Genomic DNA, 13,869 nt, shown 5'->3' on the forward strand with positions numbered 1-13,869 from the left:
TTAAGCATAGCAGAACTTATGGTGGAGTTAAGCCTTATCATGCATAAAAAAGTAATTTTGTCGGACAATTAAAAAAGTGTTTTTTAGACATTAACCTGATAGTTTAAAAGCAACTCATCAGCATTTTTACCACGGATGCCCCAATTTTCTTTAGGTGTTTCAAAAATAGTAATTTCAATGTCTTGTGGAGAAATTCTACATTGTTCTTGAATATTACGGAATAAGGTTTGGATAAGCTGCTTTTTAGTGGCTGCACTGCGGCCTGCAAACATTGAAAGTTCAATAATAATGTAATGCTGGCTTCTGTCAGAAGGGTAAATGAAATTTCCTGATTTAAGGCTAATAAAACGTTGAAATCTTTTCTCAACAGGATATTTCAATTCTTCAATAAGCGCCTGATGGATTGCATGAGAAAGTAATTCTCGGTAATGCATAATGGTTTGTTCATTTGCATAAATTTTAACTTGTGACATTTTTATCTCTATAAGTAGCTAAGGTTATCTTTTTAATCAATTCAAATTCAAAAATTAGATTTTTCAGGCCTGAAGTTTCAATCTTAAACACTTCTGGCCAGATTTTATTTTATATAAGAAAGATAAGTTTATCTATTTATAAAGGTAAATAAGTATAGATCAGACCATAAACAATTGCGGCAGTTAAAGTTGCTGGTACGATTTTCTTAAATTTAAAATAAAGACCTGCTAAAACTAAAAAACCGATAAGCATAGCTAGGCTTTTGTCTGGATTTTCAAGAAGTGGTGGAAGAGTGGCAACCACAAGCATGGCGCTAATTGCAGATATTCCAATACTTCCTAAAGCAATTTTGATCCAGATTGAGCCCCGTCTTTGTTGGTTGCCCTGTAGTTTTTGTATTACGAAAAAAGGTCCAAAGCGTGAAGCAAAATTGGCTATGCCCACGATAATGCCGACCAGAATAATTTCTAGGTTCATATTAAGCCTCAACCTCATCATGTTGTTTCAGCACATAATATTTAAATAGACCAGCTAAAATGCCTGAAAAAATACCAATAAAAATAGCAGCTGATAAGTTAATCCAATAACAGGCCAAAGCTGAAACTACTAAAGATACAGCAACAACAAGGCTATGCTTTCGTTCAAATGCCGCTAATAAAAAACTTAAAAATAAAGCAGGTAATAAGAAGTCTAAAGCTGCTTGTAAAAACTTTGGTAAATGAGCAACTTGATCGGCAAATAATCCACCTAACAAAGAGCCACTTGCCCAAGCCATCCAACTAAATAGGCTTAAGCCAAGCATCCAAGACTCGGTCCATTGTTGTCTGCGCTGTGAAAGTTGGATCATTCCACTGGCAAAAACTTCATCCGTTAAGCCCCAAGCCCATACTGCCGTTTTCTTAAGATTTAATTTGTTTGGAATCAGGTTGTATAGAGCAGGTCCATACAGGACATGGCGAATATCTAGTGCAATGACTGTTAATGCTGTTAGCCAGATGGATGAACCGCTAGCCAAAAGAGCGACAACCAAAAATTGGCTAGCGCCAGCATACATTGAACAAGATAGAAAAAAAGCTTCCCATGGTGTAAAACCAAACTGAGATGCAGAAACGCCAAAGGCAAAAGAAACGGGTAAATAGGTGAGTACGATAGCTTGGCTATCTTTGGCGCCTTGCCAAAAAGTTGCTGTTTGGGCAGGCATCAATTGTTGTTCGGACACAATACACCTTGGCAATAAACCAAATGATAAAAATACTTGAAAGATTGAGTATTGTAGCCGAATTTAATAGCATAGTGCCGAAATGTTTAATCGGCAGTTTGATATGTTCAAGGCAAAGATTCGTTTAGTTTATATCGCCATGATAAGTGCAGGTATTTTTACATTGCAGGGCTGTGATAATGGTAATCAGGGTGCAGAAAAAAAAGTAGAAATTAAGCCAGCACCGAAACTAACCAATGATGCAACTGTTTATGCTCAAAAAGCATGGACATTGATTAACACGGTTGAGCATTTAGTTTATGAAAAACAACTCAGCCAAATTGATGACAAAGTTCGTAAACCTTTACGCCAATTAAGTACAGACTGGCGCATTAATGTAAAAATGACGGATTCGGTGACAGAAGGGAAATATGCACTCTGCCGTAAGGCCCTGACAAGTTTAGATATATGGGCACGCGAAACACTAGAAAACAATAGTTCAGTTGCCCAAAAACAAGCGGACTATGAGCGAGATAAGGCTCAATGTAAGGATGCGATCGATACGCCGAATCTTGGAAATACTTCGCCAAAATAAAACTAATGAATGTAAAAAAGCGAGATGATCAATCTCGCTTTTTTTGCTTTTAAACAATAATGTGAATTACGGTTTTGTGGCAGCTTTAGCGGTGTTTGCAGTCTTCACAGCATCTTATTTCATTTGATGAGTCATTTGCTGTGATTCATGTTGAGCATGAGTCGCGCTGGTCATTGCATCATGTTTTTGAGTGCTTAAGTCTTTTTTAACATCCTGTTTAGTTTTAGTTACCTCTTTCTTGGCTTTTTGAGCGGTAGCTTTTCCATGTACCGCTACACATTTTCCACCTTTGTGATTTGGTCCTGTACCGCCTTGTAGTTGAGTCCCTTTTGGACATGCAAATGCCGAAACACTTAACATAGCCAATACGCCTGCTGTAAGAATTGTTGATAATTTTTTCATGTTAATCAGTGCCTTGTTGAGTATTATTGCTCAGCTTGAGTGTAGGGTGAAAATATCTGCTTTAACACATTTATTTTGTGGAAATAGAGTTTGAACAATGTTTTGATTTGCAGTGTTATCTAATTTTTTAATTTAATTTTAAGTTTTTATTATTTAGCCGCTTTTAAAAAATTAGAATTGTGCTTTAGCAACTACTTTCAATTTCTCAATATCTAGAATCTCAATTTTTCTAAAAGCAATTTTAATGATTTTCTGTTTTTCGAGCAGGCTCAGTTCATGATTGATCGTCTGTCTAGATGTGGTCAGCATATTTGCCAATTGTTCTTGAGAAATATGGATGTGATGATCTTGAATAAGAATATGATTCCCATATCCTTCTAAAATGAATAGAAGACGCTGAGCAAGCCTTTGAGAAATACTACGTGTTTGGATAGCAATCTGTTCTAAGAAAACGTACCTGAGTTTTTGGCTTGTTAAACGTGCGAAAAAATACCAATAATATGGATTGTCCTTGAGTAGATCATTTAATGGTTTTGCAGGAATATGCAGAACTATACTTTTTTTCAATGCAATCGCATCGTGTGAGCGCGGTTCATGATCAATCAATGATATTTCACCAAACCACATGATTGGCTCAGCAATAGCAGAAAGAGCTTCATTACCATTTACATCGACATAACCCAAGCTAATCGAGCCTTCAAGTACGGTATAAATGCCATTAAATAGATCTTGAGCATGGAAAACATAGCTATTTTTTTCAAAGGTGATTTGCTTGCCATGTTCTAAAATAAAATTTTGGAATGTTTCCGGAAGCACACTAAACCATGTGTTTTCTTTTAGTCGGTTAATATAAATTAGGTCCAAAATTCGGTCATCCATGAAAAAATTCATTACTTTGTCAAATAGCTGACAACTTTACGTTTTCCTTATATGTACAGTATGACTATATGTAAGTGAATAGGGAATAACTCATGTCAAATCTGGAGCAAGAGCTTAGCAAATATGCGGCTTACCACTTAAATCATAAAAATATTTTGACGCACTTTATCGGTATTCCGCTCATCGTGTTTTCAATTTTGTGTTTAACCGCAAGAGCTGGAGTCGATATTGGTAGTTTTAAACTGACTTTAGCCATAGTATTGATTGCAATGAGCTCAATTTATTATTTATTTCTAGATAAAGTATTTGGTTTACTCATGCTGATTATTTTAGCTGCTGTGTATCCACTAGCGAGCCAAATTGCTCAATTGTCTTTAGGAGAATGGTTAGCAGTAAGTATTGGCTTCTTTGTTGTCGGTTGGGTCTTTCAGTTTGTGGGGCATTATTTTGAAAAGAAAAAACCTGCTTTTGTTGATGATGTGATTGGACTTGCGATAGGGCCGTTATTTGTATTGGCAGAATTTATATTTATGCTAGGTTTTAGAAAGCTTTTGCATGCGCGTATTTTACAAGAGGCGCGTAGTAAACGAGAGGCGATGGATCTTAGTCATTAATAATAAAAAAAGCCCCAACATATTGGGGCTTTTTCTTAAGCTTTAACTTAAACGTTAAAACGGAAGTGCATTACATCGCCGTCTTGAACAACGTAAGTTTTACCTTCTAAACGCCATTTACCAGCTTCTTTAGCGCCGTTTTCACCGTTGTATTGTACGAAGTCATCATATGCAACAACTTCAGCACGGATGAAGCCTTTTTCGAAGTCGGTATGAATCACACCAGCGGCTTGAGGAGCGGTTGCGCCAACTTTTACTGTCCACGCACGAACTTCTTGTACACCAGCAGTGAAATAAGTCTGTAAACCTAAAAGCGCATAACCTGCACGAATAACCACATTTAAACCTGGTTCTTCCATGCCCATTGCTTCTAAAAACTCAGCACGATCTTCATCTTCTAATAATGAAATTTCAGCTTCGATTTGGTTGCAAAGCGGCACAACAATTGCGTTTTCCTCAGCAGCAAGTTTTTTAACTGCTTCTAAGTGTGGGTTGTTTTCAAAACCGTCTTCTGCAACGTTTGCAATATACATCGTTGGTTTTAAAGTCATTAAACCAAAACCACGAACTAATTTACGTTCGTCATCAGATAAATCAGCTGCACGAGCTGGTTTACCTTCGTCAAGTAACGGTTGGATTTTTTCTAAAACTGCTTTAGTTGCTACAGCTTCTTTATCACCGCCTTTAGCAACTTTAGTTAAACGTAAAATTGCTTTAGCTACGGTTTCAAGATCGGCAAGTGCAAGTTCAGTATTGATAGTTGCGATGTCGTCTAACGGATCAATTTTACCATTTACGTGAATTACGTTTTCATCTTCGAAACAACGTACAACATGTGCAATTGCATCAGTTTCACGAATGTTAGCAAGGAATTGGTTACCTAAGCCTTCACCTTTTGATGCACCAGCAACAAGACCTGCAATGTCCACAAATTCCATTGTAGTTGGCAAAATACGCTGTGGTTTAACAATCGCAGCAAGTTTGTCTAAACGTGGATCTGGTACAGGAACAATACCTGTGTTTGGTTCAATGGTACAGAAAGGGAAGTTTTCCGCTGCAATCGCTGCTTTCGTTAATGCATTGAAAAGGGTAGATTTCCCTACGTTTGGCAGACCAACAATACCGCAATTAAAACCCATGAAAACCACTCACAAATGTGTAAATTAAAAATTGTGGCTGATTTTACATGAAAGCCATGACAAAGTCATGGCTAGAGCAGGGTTGTATTGCGTTTAAACTTTACGTTTATCAAGTTGCTGGGCTAATGCATCGCCAGTCGCTTGTACCAACATGACTAAAACAATGAGCACTAAAATTACAGCCAACATAATTTGCATATCAAAACGTTGATAGCCATAACGATAAGCAATGTCCCCTAGGCCACCTGCACCAATAGCACCAGCAATCGCAGAAGAGTTAATCATAGTCACAATAGTCACGGTAAAACCCGCCACAATACCTGGCAAAGCCTCTGGTAAAAGTACATGCCAGATAATTTGTTTACGGTTACAACCCATGGCCTGTGCAGCTTCAATTAAGCCTTGGTCGACTTCGCGTAAGCTGACTTCCGCAATACGAGCAAAGAAGGGAATTGCAGCAATAGTCAGCGGAACAACCGCCGCCCAAACCCCATAACTTGTGCCTACGATCCAGCGAGTAAGTGGAATAAGCGCAACCATTAAAATAAGAAAGGGTACAGAGCGAGTAATGTTGATGACCCAACCTAAAGCTTGATTAATCTTTTGTGACGGGTGAATGCCGTGCTCAGAAGTGCTGACTAAAACAACAGCAATCGGTAAGCCAATTAAAAAAGCAATAAACGCAGATGCACCTACCATGAGTAAGGTATCTACAGTTCCAGTAATTAATAAATCAATGAGCTGGTCGTGCATAGCCAAGTACCTCAAATTGTGCAATTGCAGTTAATGCGTCTTGTCGTATAGATGAAAGATCAATTTCTACGTTAGGAATACCGACTAAAAGTGAACCAATAATATGCCCTTGAATGGTATCGACCTGACTTTGATATAAATTGACAGGTGCTTTAAATCTAGCTAGTAGTTCTTGAATATCCGGAACCTGATGTGCTTCAGCCTCATATTTCAGTTTTACAATAATATGAGTCGAATCTTCATCGGGTAGAGGATTGATTTTAAAAGGCAGAGTGATCTGCTCAAGGTTCAACAATTCCTGAGTAATTTCTTGCTCTGGTCGTGAAAATACAGACCAGACTTGCCCAGCCTCTACGATTTCACCTTGATCAATCACCACCACTTGATCACAAATTTCTCGAATGACCTGCATTTCATGAGTGATGAGTACAATCGTTAGACCCAGTTCCTGATTAATCTTTTTAAGTAAAGCCAAAATAGTGGCGGTACTTTCAGGGTCAAGTGCCGAGGTGGCTTCATCACAAAGTAAAATTTCTGGGTGGTGAACAAGTGCACGTGCAATACCGACACGTTGCTTTTGTCCGCCTGAAAGTTGCGATGGGTAGTAGCCAGACTTATCTGCAAGACCTACGAGTGCCAAAACTTCATTTACACGTTGGTCGATATCTGCTTTGTTGTAATTGGAAACTTTTAAAGGCAATGCCACATTTTCCCAGACCGTTTTTGCAGACATTAAATTGAAATGTTGAAAAATCATTCCAATTCGTTGGCGAGTTTGAATAAGCTCGGCATGACTCAATTCAGCAATGTTTTGTTGATGAATATGAATGCTGCCTGTATTAACTTGTTCTAAGCCATTTAAAGTGCGGAGTAGGGAAGATTTTCCAGCACCACTTTTACCAATAATGCCTAAAATCTTACCTTGGGGAACATCAAGGTTAATTTCCTTTAACGCATGCAGTTTTTGACCCTGCGATTGGTAAAACTTATTTAAACCACGAATTTTGATATGAGGTAGAGAAAAATCAACTTGTGATCCAAAACTCACCATTGTCATTCTCCTTATTTCCAGCCTTGAAACCACATACCTTGGCCAAAGTCTTTATCCAGAATATCTTGTGCTTGTTTTGAGTTCTGGAATGCTTTAACAAAGGATGCAAGTTTTTGGTTTTTATCTTGGTAATCGCGACGGGTCACAAACAAAATTGCATATTTTTTATCGATTGGATCTAAAAATAATGCGCTATGTGGGTCGGTTACTTTTGCCATTTTTAAGTAGTGAGGGAAGCCGAAAATTAAATCGACATCGTTATATGCATGTGCTGTCTGTGGGCCTTCAACTTCAACAAAGCTCAGCTGTTTAGGATTAGCAATAATGTCTTGAGTGGTTGAAAGCTCATTATTAATGTCTTTAAGCTGAATTAAACCTGCACGGTGCAATAAAATTAAAGCACGGGCTAAATTGACCGAATCGTTTGGAATAGCTACACGTGCTTTTGAAGGTAATTCTTCAAGTGATTTATATTTTTTTGAATATAAACCGACATGACTTCCTGAACCCACACCAAATGCATGTAGGTCATAGCCCGTTTCTTTAACAGCATTACGTAGAAATACGCTTTGCTGGAAAAAGTTCGCATCAATATCACCATTTTGTACGGCAACATTGGGTGCTCTCCAATCAGAAAATTCAACGAGTTTGACATGAACGCCTTGCTTTTCTACTTCATTGGCAACGCTTTGTAATAGCTCAGCATAAGGCGGGCTAATGCCAATCGTTAAAACATCATCGGCTTGTTTATTTTTAATATAACGGTAACCGACGAGGCCCAGAATTACGATCAAAATCGTAATTCCGAGTAACCAAGGCTTATGCTGTTTGAACTGAATCGCCATAATCTTTCCGTTATTACTTCCAGCCAGGGAACCAAAGTGTTGGCCCAATCTCAGCATCTAACACAGCTTTAACTTTTGGCGAGTTTTGATAGATCTCAACAAATTTCTTTAATTTGTCGCCCTTATCTTGATAGTCATCACGCACTACAAACAAAATTGCATAACGTTTATTGGTATTGTCATCAAGTAAAAGCGCACTTTCAGGGTCAGCTGTTTTTGCTAAGCGTAGGTAATGCGGATAGCCAAAAGCCAAGTCAACATCATCAATTGCACGAGCAGTTTGTGGTCCTTCAACTTCTACAAATTGTAAATTTTTAGGATTTGAAACTACATCTTTGAGTGCAGATAAATGATTATTTGAATCTTTAAGCGTAATTAATTTAGCTTGCTGTAAGAGTAGCAGGGCACGACCTTGATTGACTGGATCATTTGGAATGACTACACGTGCGTTTTGTGGCAATTCATCAAGGCTTTTATATTTCTTTGAATAAAGTCCCACATGTGATGCTGCACCCGCTGCAAATGCCTTTAATTTAAAGCCTGTTTCTTTAATTGCATTGTCTAAGAAAGGTTGGTGCTGGAAAAAGTTCGCATCAATATCCCCATGATTTAAAGTAATGTTTGGTGTATTCCAGTCAGAAAATTCGACCAGTTTTACATTTAAACCCTGTTTCTTTGCTTCATCGGCAGCAGCTTGTAAAGTTTTTGCAAATGGTGGGCTAATACCAATCACAAGTTCATTTGAGCCACTTTGACGATGTTTATTCCAAAAGAATAAAGCAACAACAAGGACTACAACGACTAAGCCGATGCCTAGCCATTTTTTAGAGGCTGTTTGAGCCATGTCTATCTCCAAATTTAAGCGGTTATTTCTTCAATTGTTGTTAAGTTTTTGCTGTTGTTATAGGGACTACATCGGAACGCTTGAACAGGGTGCTGTTTTGGTAATTGATCACCCCGACTAAAAATTTTGTTCCGTAGTGAACCCGCTTTATATGCAGTTTTATAGCGACCACGTTGTTGTAGCTCAGGAATGACCAAGCGAATAAAGTCGTGGTGAGACTCTGGTGCAACTGTACGTGTTAAATTAAAGCCATCAATATCAGTCTCATCTAAAAGATGAATTAAGTATTCAGCAACTTCTTCGCCACTGCCCACAATGAGGGGATAACGACCACCTAAAACATGCTGAGCTTTTAAGTCATTTTTCGTGATTTGTTGCTCTTTAAATTTTTCGGTAATCGAAACAATACTGTTACTTTTTTGGTAAGGAATCGCTTCATCGTCGGCAAATTTACTTAAGTCGATACCAGTTGAACTCGCATAATGTGCTAAGCCTGCTTCAGGACTTGCATATTGACGATATTCATTCAGTTTCTGTACGGCTAGATCATGTGTTTCGGCAACAACAACGGTTATACCGACAAAGACTTTAATATCATCCGCTGAACGGCCTTGCTGTTCTGCAAGAGCACGAATCTTTTTCACTTGTTCGCGTATTTTTTCGGGTTTGTCGCCGCCAATAAATACACACTCAGCATGACGAGTCGCAAACTGCATACCTTTGGGTGAAGCACCTGCTTGAAACAGTGTTGGAGTGCGTTGCACAGAAGGAGACACCTGAAATACACCTTCACTTTGGTAATATTTTCCGTGGTGGTGAATGGTGTGAACTTTAGATGGATCTGTAAAAACACGCTGTACTTTATCTTTTTTAACGGCGTCGTTTTCCCATGAACCTTCCCAATATTTATAGCAAAGCTCTAAAAATTCTTCAGCTTGTTCATAGCGAGCATCGTGGTCTTTTAAACCTTTTTGACCAATTAAGCGTTCCGCACTATCTAGATAACCTGTCACGATATTCCAGCCAATACGACCTTGAGTTAAATGGTCGAGACTCGCAAAGCGGCGTGCAAACTGATATGGATGTTCATAGCTTAAGTTCACAGTGACCCCAAAACTTAAGTTTTGAGTAACTGCTGCCATAGCTGAAATAAGTGTAGATGGGTCATGGCTCGGAAGCTGAATGGACTCTTTTAAAGTCAGATCAATACCGTTTTGATAGACGTCATAGACACCAGTAATATCGGCTATAAACAAGCCGTCAAATAAACCACTTTCTAAGGTCTTAGCTTGTTCTGTCCAATAGCTCAGTTCATTAAAGCGATGTGATTCATCACGTGGATGTGTCCATAAGCCATGATTGATATGCCCAACACAATTCATGTCAAAGGCGTTTAATAAAATCTCTTTTGCTTTGAAATCTGCCATTACAATGTCCCCCGACGAGGTGGAAGCACACCGTTAAGAACGTAGTTCCCAATAAAGTAATATTTCCATCGTGCGGCATCATGCAACGTATGTACACGCGCATTACGCCAGAAACGGTCTAGGCCATCTTGAGACTGACTACCACGGCTACCAGCAAGTTCAATCAGCTTAGACGATGCTTTGAGTGCGATATCTGTACTATGAGCACGCACTTTAGCCACATCAATGGATGCTTTAGCAATAGTTTCAGGTGTGGTCTCAATTTTTGCGGCATCGATTGATTGCGCAGCTTGTTTTAATAACACTTCACTTGCCCGTACATCTACGGCAATGCGTCCTAATTCATAAATCGTTAAAGGATCTTGGTTGGCCGTTTCTACATTTGAATCAATCCATGGGCGCGCTTGATGCACTCTTTGCAAGCTTTCTTCAAAGGCTCCACGTGCAATGCCTACCTCAATTGATGCATGCATAATTTGCGCAAAAGGGCCCACTAAGGTTGGTTGTAAAAATGCAGTATCGAAAGGAATAACATCATCTGCATCGACAAAAACCTGATCAAATTTAACAGTGCCGCTACCTGTGGTTTTCTGCCCAAAGCCAGACCAGTCATCAACAAGTTTTAAACCTTGTGAACCACTTTTTACAAAGGCTAAATACTCTCGGCCGGCATCATCTAAAACTAAGGTTGGAATACGGTGAGCAAATAAACTTCCTGTGCAGTAAAACTTTTCACCCTGAATGAGATATCCATTTTCATGCGGACGAATGTTAGTTTGTTTATGGGTTGAAGTTTTAGTTTTAAACTCAGCAAGTGCATTACCAAAGCGAGTGCCATTTAAAACTTCGCCATATAAACGTTGTTTTTGAGCTTCTGTGCCTGTATTGCGCAATACTTCTAAAGCATAAAAATGATTTTGAGGAATTTGTCCGATTGAACCATCGGCACCGCTTAAAAGTGCAATCACTTTAGCAACTGTATGGCTTGAAACTTCGGCACCGCCATATTGCTTAGGTACTGTAATTGCCCAAAGACCAGATTGGCTCAAAGCATCGATTTCGGTATACGGTAAAATTCGTTTAGCGTCTCGCTCAACTGCGGTTTTTTTAAATTGCTCAGCAAACTCTTTGGCAACTTCTAATGCTTCAGCATCATTTTGAATAATGTGCGCTTGACCAGATGCCGATGTTTGTTTGGTTTGAATCGATTGATATGAAGTCATGACAATTTCTCCTTAAATCCAAGCATGGCGGGCAGGGAAATGACCATTAAGGTAATAATTGCCAATGGCATGTAATTTCCAGCGAACAGGGTCGTGTAAGGTATGTACACGGGCATTTCGCCAATGTTGATCTAAATTATGTTGGCTTAAGCTTGAACGACTACCGCCTAGCTCTAGTAGTTTTTCTGAAATTTGTAGAGCCGCATCATTGGCGTAGACTTTCGCTTCAGCAACCAAAATTGAAGCTTTAGCTACTTGTTCATCAGTCACCGTTTGAAGTTGATCAAGTTCATCTAAATACTCAGCAGCTTCATCAAGCAGTAAAATTGCAGCGTCCAGCAAAATATTTAACTTACCTACTTCTTGCAGTGTGTAATGTTCAAAGCTGGCTTTTTCAACCTTTGCATCAATAATTGGACGTGCTTTATGTATGGTTGATAAAGTATCTTCAAATGCGGCTTCAGCGATGCCTACATCAATGGCAACTTGTAATAACTGTGAATAGGCACCGCGATAGGTTGGGTTTTGCGTCAATAATCGTTCATCAAAAATAAGTTCAGGATTAACTTCAACATGATTTAATTTAACTGTACCGCTCGCGGTAGTACGTTGACCAAATCCATTCCAGTCATTAATGACTTCAATGCCTTGAGCATCTCGGTTAACAATGACTAAAACCACATGACCTTCAGGATGAATTGCTTTAATCGCGAGCCAATGCGCAAAGCTCGTACCTGTAGAATAAAACTTTTCGCCGTTTAAAATATATTTGCCGTTCTCAACAGTAAGATTGCTTTTTAATGTTTTTGAATCATGGGTATTACGTTCTGGTCCACCGTTGGCAAGACGTTTACCTGCTAATATTTCTGAAAAGATGAATTGTTTTTGTTGTTCTGTGCCCATGATTTCGATCAGGTTTAACAGGCTAATCTGATTTTGTGGAATCTGACCAACATTCGCATCACCTTTACTCAAAATACGGAAAACTTGAGCCAAAGTTTTATTGGAAACAAAAGCACCACCGTATTTTTTTGCAATGCGAATACCACCTAGGCCTTTTTGACTAAAGCTTTCTATTTGCTCATGCGGTAGTAAGCGTTGTTGATCACGTGTATTACGACCCTCTAAAGCATAATCAGCCACTTGATAAGCAGCATTAATGGCTTGTTGATCATTTTGAATGATTTGGACGTATGCCGTCGTTTTAGATAGAGAATTAGACATAATGACACCTTGTATTACTGTCATTACCTTACAAAAGAAATATTTTTCCACTAAACGAGGACTTATGCTCAGCTTATGAATAAAAATGCAAAGCACTTTTTTTGCTTTTTAATGAAAAAATAGAGATATTGAAAGATTATAAAAAACAATGGTTTAAGATTGTTATGCGGAAAAATAATAATAGAATTGGTTTTAATATGAAAACGAGCAATAAGTACGGTAAAAAAAGATATAAAAAAATAGACTTAAGTGTCAGTGAAAAATGAGCACAATATCCATTGTTTTAACTAAAAATAGCTTCTAAAGTATCTACTTACCGACGACCATTTTTGTACAAATAGTCAAATAAAAATAAACGTGGAGATTTTATGCGGGTTTTGTATCAGTTTCCTTTGTCCCATTATTGTGAAAAAGCTCGCTGGTTGTTAGACCATAAAGAACTTGATTATGTGGCTCATAACTTAATTCCAGGCTTTCATCGTGCTTTTGCACAACTCAAAACAGGCCAAAATTTACTGCCTATTTTGAAAGATGATCATCAATGGATCGCTGAGTCGACTAAAATTGCACTTTATCTGGATGATACTTATCCAGAGCATTCACTGTTACGTCGTGATGAACAATTAAGACAGCAAACATTAAAAATAGATAGCTTGGCTGATGAGCTGGGTATTCATGTCCGTCGTTGGGCTCTAGCTCATACGTTGGCGCAAGGAGACCATGCTTTAGAAATTATGATGGGTGAACAAGGTTATTTACGTCAGTTTGAAAAAATATCGAAGCCATTCCTCAAAACACTGGTAAAGAAGAACTATAAACTTGAAGAAGAGCTAGTCAACCAGTCAAAAGAGCGCATGGATGAACTCATAAATGAACTAAATAACTGCTTAATCGAAAATCAGGCACGTTATATGGTAGGCGATCGCTTAAGTCTTGCTGATATTTCTGTATGTTCTATGCTTGCTCCTTTATTAGAAATAAAGGGTACGCCGTGGGAGCGGGAAGAGGCTGAAGGTGTTTCGGAAGAATGGAATAACTATCAACAAAATTTACTCGATTTACCTCTAGGTCAGTATGTTTTAAGAATATATCAAACTGAGCGTAATGCGCGAGTAGATTGGCGCGGAATTTAAAATTATAAAATGCCCTGAGAAAATCGGGGCTTATTTTTATCTTTGCTAGTTATTTTATTAATGTAGAT

The 13,869-nt window shown here is 38.5% G+C and carries 16 protein-coding genes; 3 read left to right on the forward strand and 13 right to left on the reverse strand.

Going from position 1 to position 13,869, the window contains the following annotated elements:
- Positions 1-83: 83 nt before the first annotated feature.
- The 3 genes from WBW42_RS17390 to WBW42_RS17400 all read right to left on the reverse strand — a co-directional run bounded on the left by WBW42_RS17390 (position 84) and on the right by WBW42_RS17400 (position 1,675).
- Positions 84-473 carry a tautomerase family protein gene (locus WBW42_RS17390; protein ID WP_032057069.1) on the reverse strand — a complete coding sequence of 130 codons (390 nt, stop codon included), beginning with the start codon at positions 471-473 and terminating at the stop codon, positions 84-86.
- A gap of 136 nt (positions 474-609) precedes the next feature.
- Complete coding sequence (gene ygaH / locus WBW42_RS17395) at positions 610-951, reverse strand: L-valine transporter subunit YgaH (RefSeq protein WP_032057067.1); 342 nt, start codon at positions 949-951, stop codon at positions 610-612.
- Position 952: 1 nt separating this feature from the next.
- Positions 953-1,675: an AzlC family ABC transporter permease gene (locus WBW42_RS17400; RefSeq protein ID WP_068938178.1), complete on the reverse strand. Its 723-nt coding sequence runs from the start codon at positions 1,673-1,675 to the stop codon at positions 953-955.
- Positions 1,676-1,796: 121 nt separating this feature from the next.
- On the opposite strand from WBW42_RS17400, the gene WBW42_RS17405 reads away from it, so the two are divergent.
- Complete coding sequence (locus WBW42_RS17405; RefSeq protein ID WP_025469827.1) at positions 1,797-2,267, forward strand: hypothetical protein; 471 nt, start codon at positions 1,797-1,799, stop codon at positions 2,265-2,267.
- Between the two features lie 114 nt (positions 2,268-2,381).
- Here WBW42_RS17405 and WBW42_RS17410 read toward each other — a convergent pair whose 3' ends face one another.
- Positions 2,382-2,669 (reverse strand): hypothetical protein, encoded by a 288-nt coding sequence (locus WBW42_RS17410; RefSeq protein ID WP_005069685.1) that lies wholly within the window; start codon positions 2,667-2,669, stop codon positions 2,382-2,384.
- 171 nt (positions 2,670-2,840) lie between these two features.
- A complete protein-coding gene (locus WBW42_RS17415; protein ID WP_032057065.1) occupies positions 2,841-3,548 on the reverse strand; it encodes a Crp/Fnr family transcriptional regulator in 708 nt (235 codons plus the stop codon).
- Between the two features lie 92 nt (positions 3,549-3,640).
- Here WBW42_RS17415 and WBW42_RS17420 point away from each other — a divergent pair, with 92 nt between their 5' ends.
- Positions 3,641-4,162, forward strand: coding sequence for an Mpo1 family 2-hydroxy fatty acid dioxygenase (locus WBW42_RS17420; protein WP_032057064.1), 522 nt, complete (start codon positions 3,641-3,643; stop codon positions 4,160-4,162).
- 47 nt (positions 4,163-4,209) lie between these two features.
- On the opposite strand, the gene ychF is transcribed toward WBW42_RS17420, so the two are convergent.
- From ychF to WBW42_RS17460, 8 genes are all read right to left on the reverse strand, one after another.
- Positions 4,210-5,301, reverse strand: coding sequence for a redox-regulated ATPase YchF (gene ychF, locus WBW42_RS17425; RefSeq protein ID WP_002050104.1), 1,092 nt, complete (start codon positions 5,299-5,301; stop codon positions 4,210-4,212).
- A 93-nt stretch (positions 5,302-5,394) separates the two neighbouring features.
- Positions 5,395-6,054, reverse strand: coding sequence for a methionine ABC transporter permease (locus WBW42_RS17430; protein ID WP_005069679.1), 660 nt, complete (start codon positions 6,052-6,054; stop codon positions 5,395-5,397).
- On the reverse strand, positions 6,035-7,111 hold the full coding sequence (locus tag WBW42_RS17435) for a methionine ABC transporter ATP-binding protein (protein ID WP_080776857.1): 1,077 nt from the start codon (positions 7,109-7,111) through the stop codon (positions 6,035-6,037). The genes WBW42_RS17430 and WBW42_RS17435 overlap by 20 nt, the downstream gene beginning before the upstream one ends.
- A 5-nt stretch (positions 7,112-7,116) precedes the next feature.
- Complete coding sequence (locus WBW42_RS17440) at positions 7,117-7,950, reverse strand: MetQ/NlpA family ABC transporter substrate-binding protein (protein WP_032057061.1); 834 nt, start codon at positions 7,948-7,950, stop codon at positions 7,117-7,119.
- A 13-nt stretch (positions 7,951-7,963) separates the two neighbouring features.
- On the reverse strand, positions 7,964-8,794 hold the full coding sequence (locus WBW42_RS17445) for a MetQ/NlpA family ABC transporter substrate-binding protein (RefSeq protein ID WP_032057060.1): 831 nt from the start codon (positions 8,792-8,794) through the stop codon (positions 7,964-7,966).
- 14 nt (positions 8,795-8,808) lie between these two features.
- Complete coding sequence (locus WBW42_RS17450) at positions 8,809-10,221, reverse strand: LLM class flavin-dependent oxidoreductase (RefSeq protein WP_032057059.1); 1,413 nt, start codon at positions 10,219-10,221, stop codon at positions 8,809-8,811.
- The gene (locus tag WBW42_RS17455) at positions 10,221-11,444 is read right to left on the reverse strand and encodes an SfnB family sulfur acquisition oxidoreductase (protein WP_032057058.1); all 1,224 of its coding nucleotides are present in this window, start codon (positions 11,442-11,444) and stop codon (positions 10,221-10,223) included. Before WBW42_RS17455 ends, WBW42_RS17450 begins: the two co-directional genes overlap by 1 nt.
- Positions 11,445-11,456: 12 nt before the next feature.
- Complete coding sequence (locus WBW42_RS17460) at positions 11,457-12,692, reverse strand: SfnB family sulfur acquisition oxidoreductase (protein ID WP_080776860.1); 1,236 nt, start codon at positions 12,690-12,692, stop codon at positions 11,457-11,459.
- A 344-nt stretch (positions 12,693-13,036) separates the two neighbouring features.
- On the opposite strand from WBW42_RS17460, the gene WBW42_RS17465 reads away from it, so the two are divergent.
- The gene (locus WBW42_RS17465; protein WP_017386781.1) at positions 13,037-13,801 is read left to right on the forward strand and encodes a glutathione S-transferase family protein; all 765 of its coding nucleotides are present in this window, start codon (positions 13,037-13,039) and stop codon (positions 13,799-13,801) included.
- The last annotated feature ends 68 nt before the right edge of the window (positions 13,802-13,869 follow it).

The sequence above is a fragment of the Acinetobacter sp. LT1 genome, from assembly GCF_059800965.1.

What these genes read in the sequence shown, in the direction of transcription:
- WBW42_RS17390 (WP_032057069.1), bottom strand. Translation starts at nt 473, where the DNA reads ATGTCACAAGTTAAAATTTATGCAAATGAACAAACCATTATGCATTAC.
- ygaH (WP_032057067.1), bottom strand. Translation starts at nt 951, where the DNA reads ATGAACCTAGAAATTATTCTGGTCGGCATTATCGTGGGCATAGCCAAT.
- WBW42_RS17465 (WP_017386781.1), top strand. Translation starts at nt 13,037, where the DNA reads ATGCGGGTTTTGTATCAGTTTCCTTTGTCCCATTATTGTGAAAAAGCT.
- WBW42_RS17400 (WP_068938178.1), bottom strand. Translation starts at nt 1,675, where the DNA reads ATGCCTGCCCAAACAGCAACTTTTTGGCAAGGCGCCAAAGATAGCCAA.
- WBW42_RS17420 (WP_032057064.1), top strand. Translation starts at nt 3,641, where the DNA reads ATGTCAAATCTGGAGCAAGAGCTTAGCAAATATGCGGCTTACCACTTA.
- WBW42_RS17455 (WP_032057058.1), bottom strand. Translation starts at nt 11,444, where the DNA reads ATGACTTCATATCAATCGATTCAAACCAAACAAACATCGGCATCTGGT.
- WBW42_RS17435 (WP_080776857.1), bottom strand. Translation starts at nt 7,111, where the DNA reads ATGACAATGGTGAGTTTTGGATCACAAGTTGATTTTTCTCTACCTCAT.
- WBW42_RS17410 (WP_005069685.1), bottom strand. Translation starts at nt 2,669, where the DNA reads ATGAAAAAATTATCAACAATTCTTACAGCAGGCGTATTGGCTATGTTA.
- WBW42_RS17445 (WP_032057060.1), bottom strand. Translation starts at nt 8,794, where the DNA reads ATGGCTCAAACAGCCTCTAAAAAATGGCTAGGCATCGGCTTAGTCGTT.
- WBW42_RS17440 (WP_032057061.1), bottom strand. Translation starts at nt 7,950, where the DNA reads ATGGCGATTCAGTTCAAACAGCATAAGCCTTGGTTACTCGGAATTACG.
- WBW42_RS17450 (WP_032057059.1), bottom strand. Translation starts at nt 10,221, where the DNA reads ATGGCAGATTTCAAAGCAAAAGAGATTTTATTAAACGCCTTTGACATG.
- WBW42_RS17405 (WP_025469827.1), top strand. Translation starts at nt 1,797, where the DNA reads ATGTTCAAGGCAAAGATTCGTTTAGTTTATATCGCCATGATAAGTGCA.
- WBW42_RS17430 (WP_005069679.1), bottom strand. Translation starts at nt 6,054, where the DNA reads ATGCACGACCAGCTCATTGATTTATTAATTACTGGAACTGTAGATACC.
- WBW42_RS17415 (WP_032057065.1), bottom strand. Translation starts at nt 3,548, where the DNA reads ATGGATGACCGAATTTTGGACCTAATTTATATTAACCGACTAAAAGAA.
- ychF (WP_002050104.1), bottom strand. Translation starts at nt 5,301, where the DNA reads ATGGGTTTTAATTGCGGTATTGTTGGTCTGCCAAACGTAGGGAAATCT.
- WBW42_RS17460 (WP_080776860.1), bottom strand. Translation starts at nt 12,692, where the DNA reads ATGACAGTAATACAAGGTGTCATTATGTCTAATTCTCTATCTAAAACG.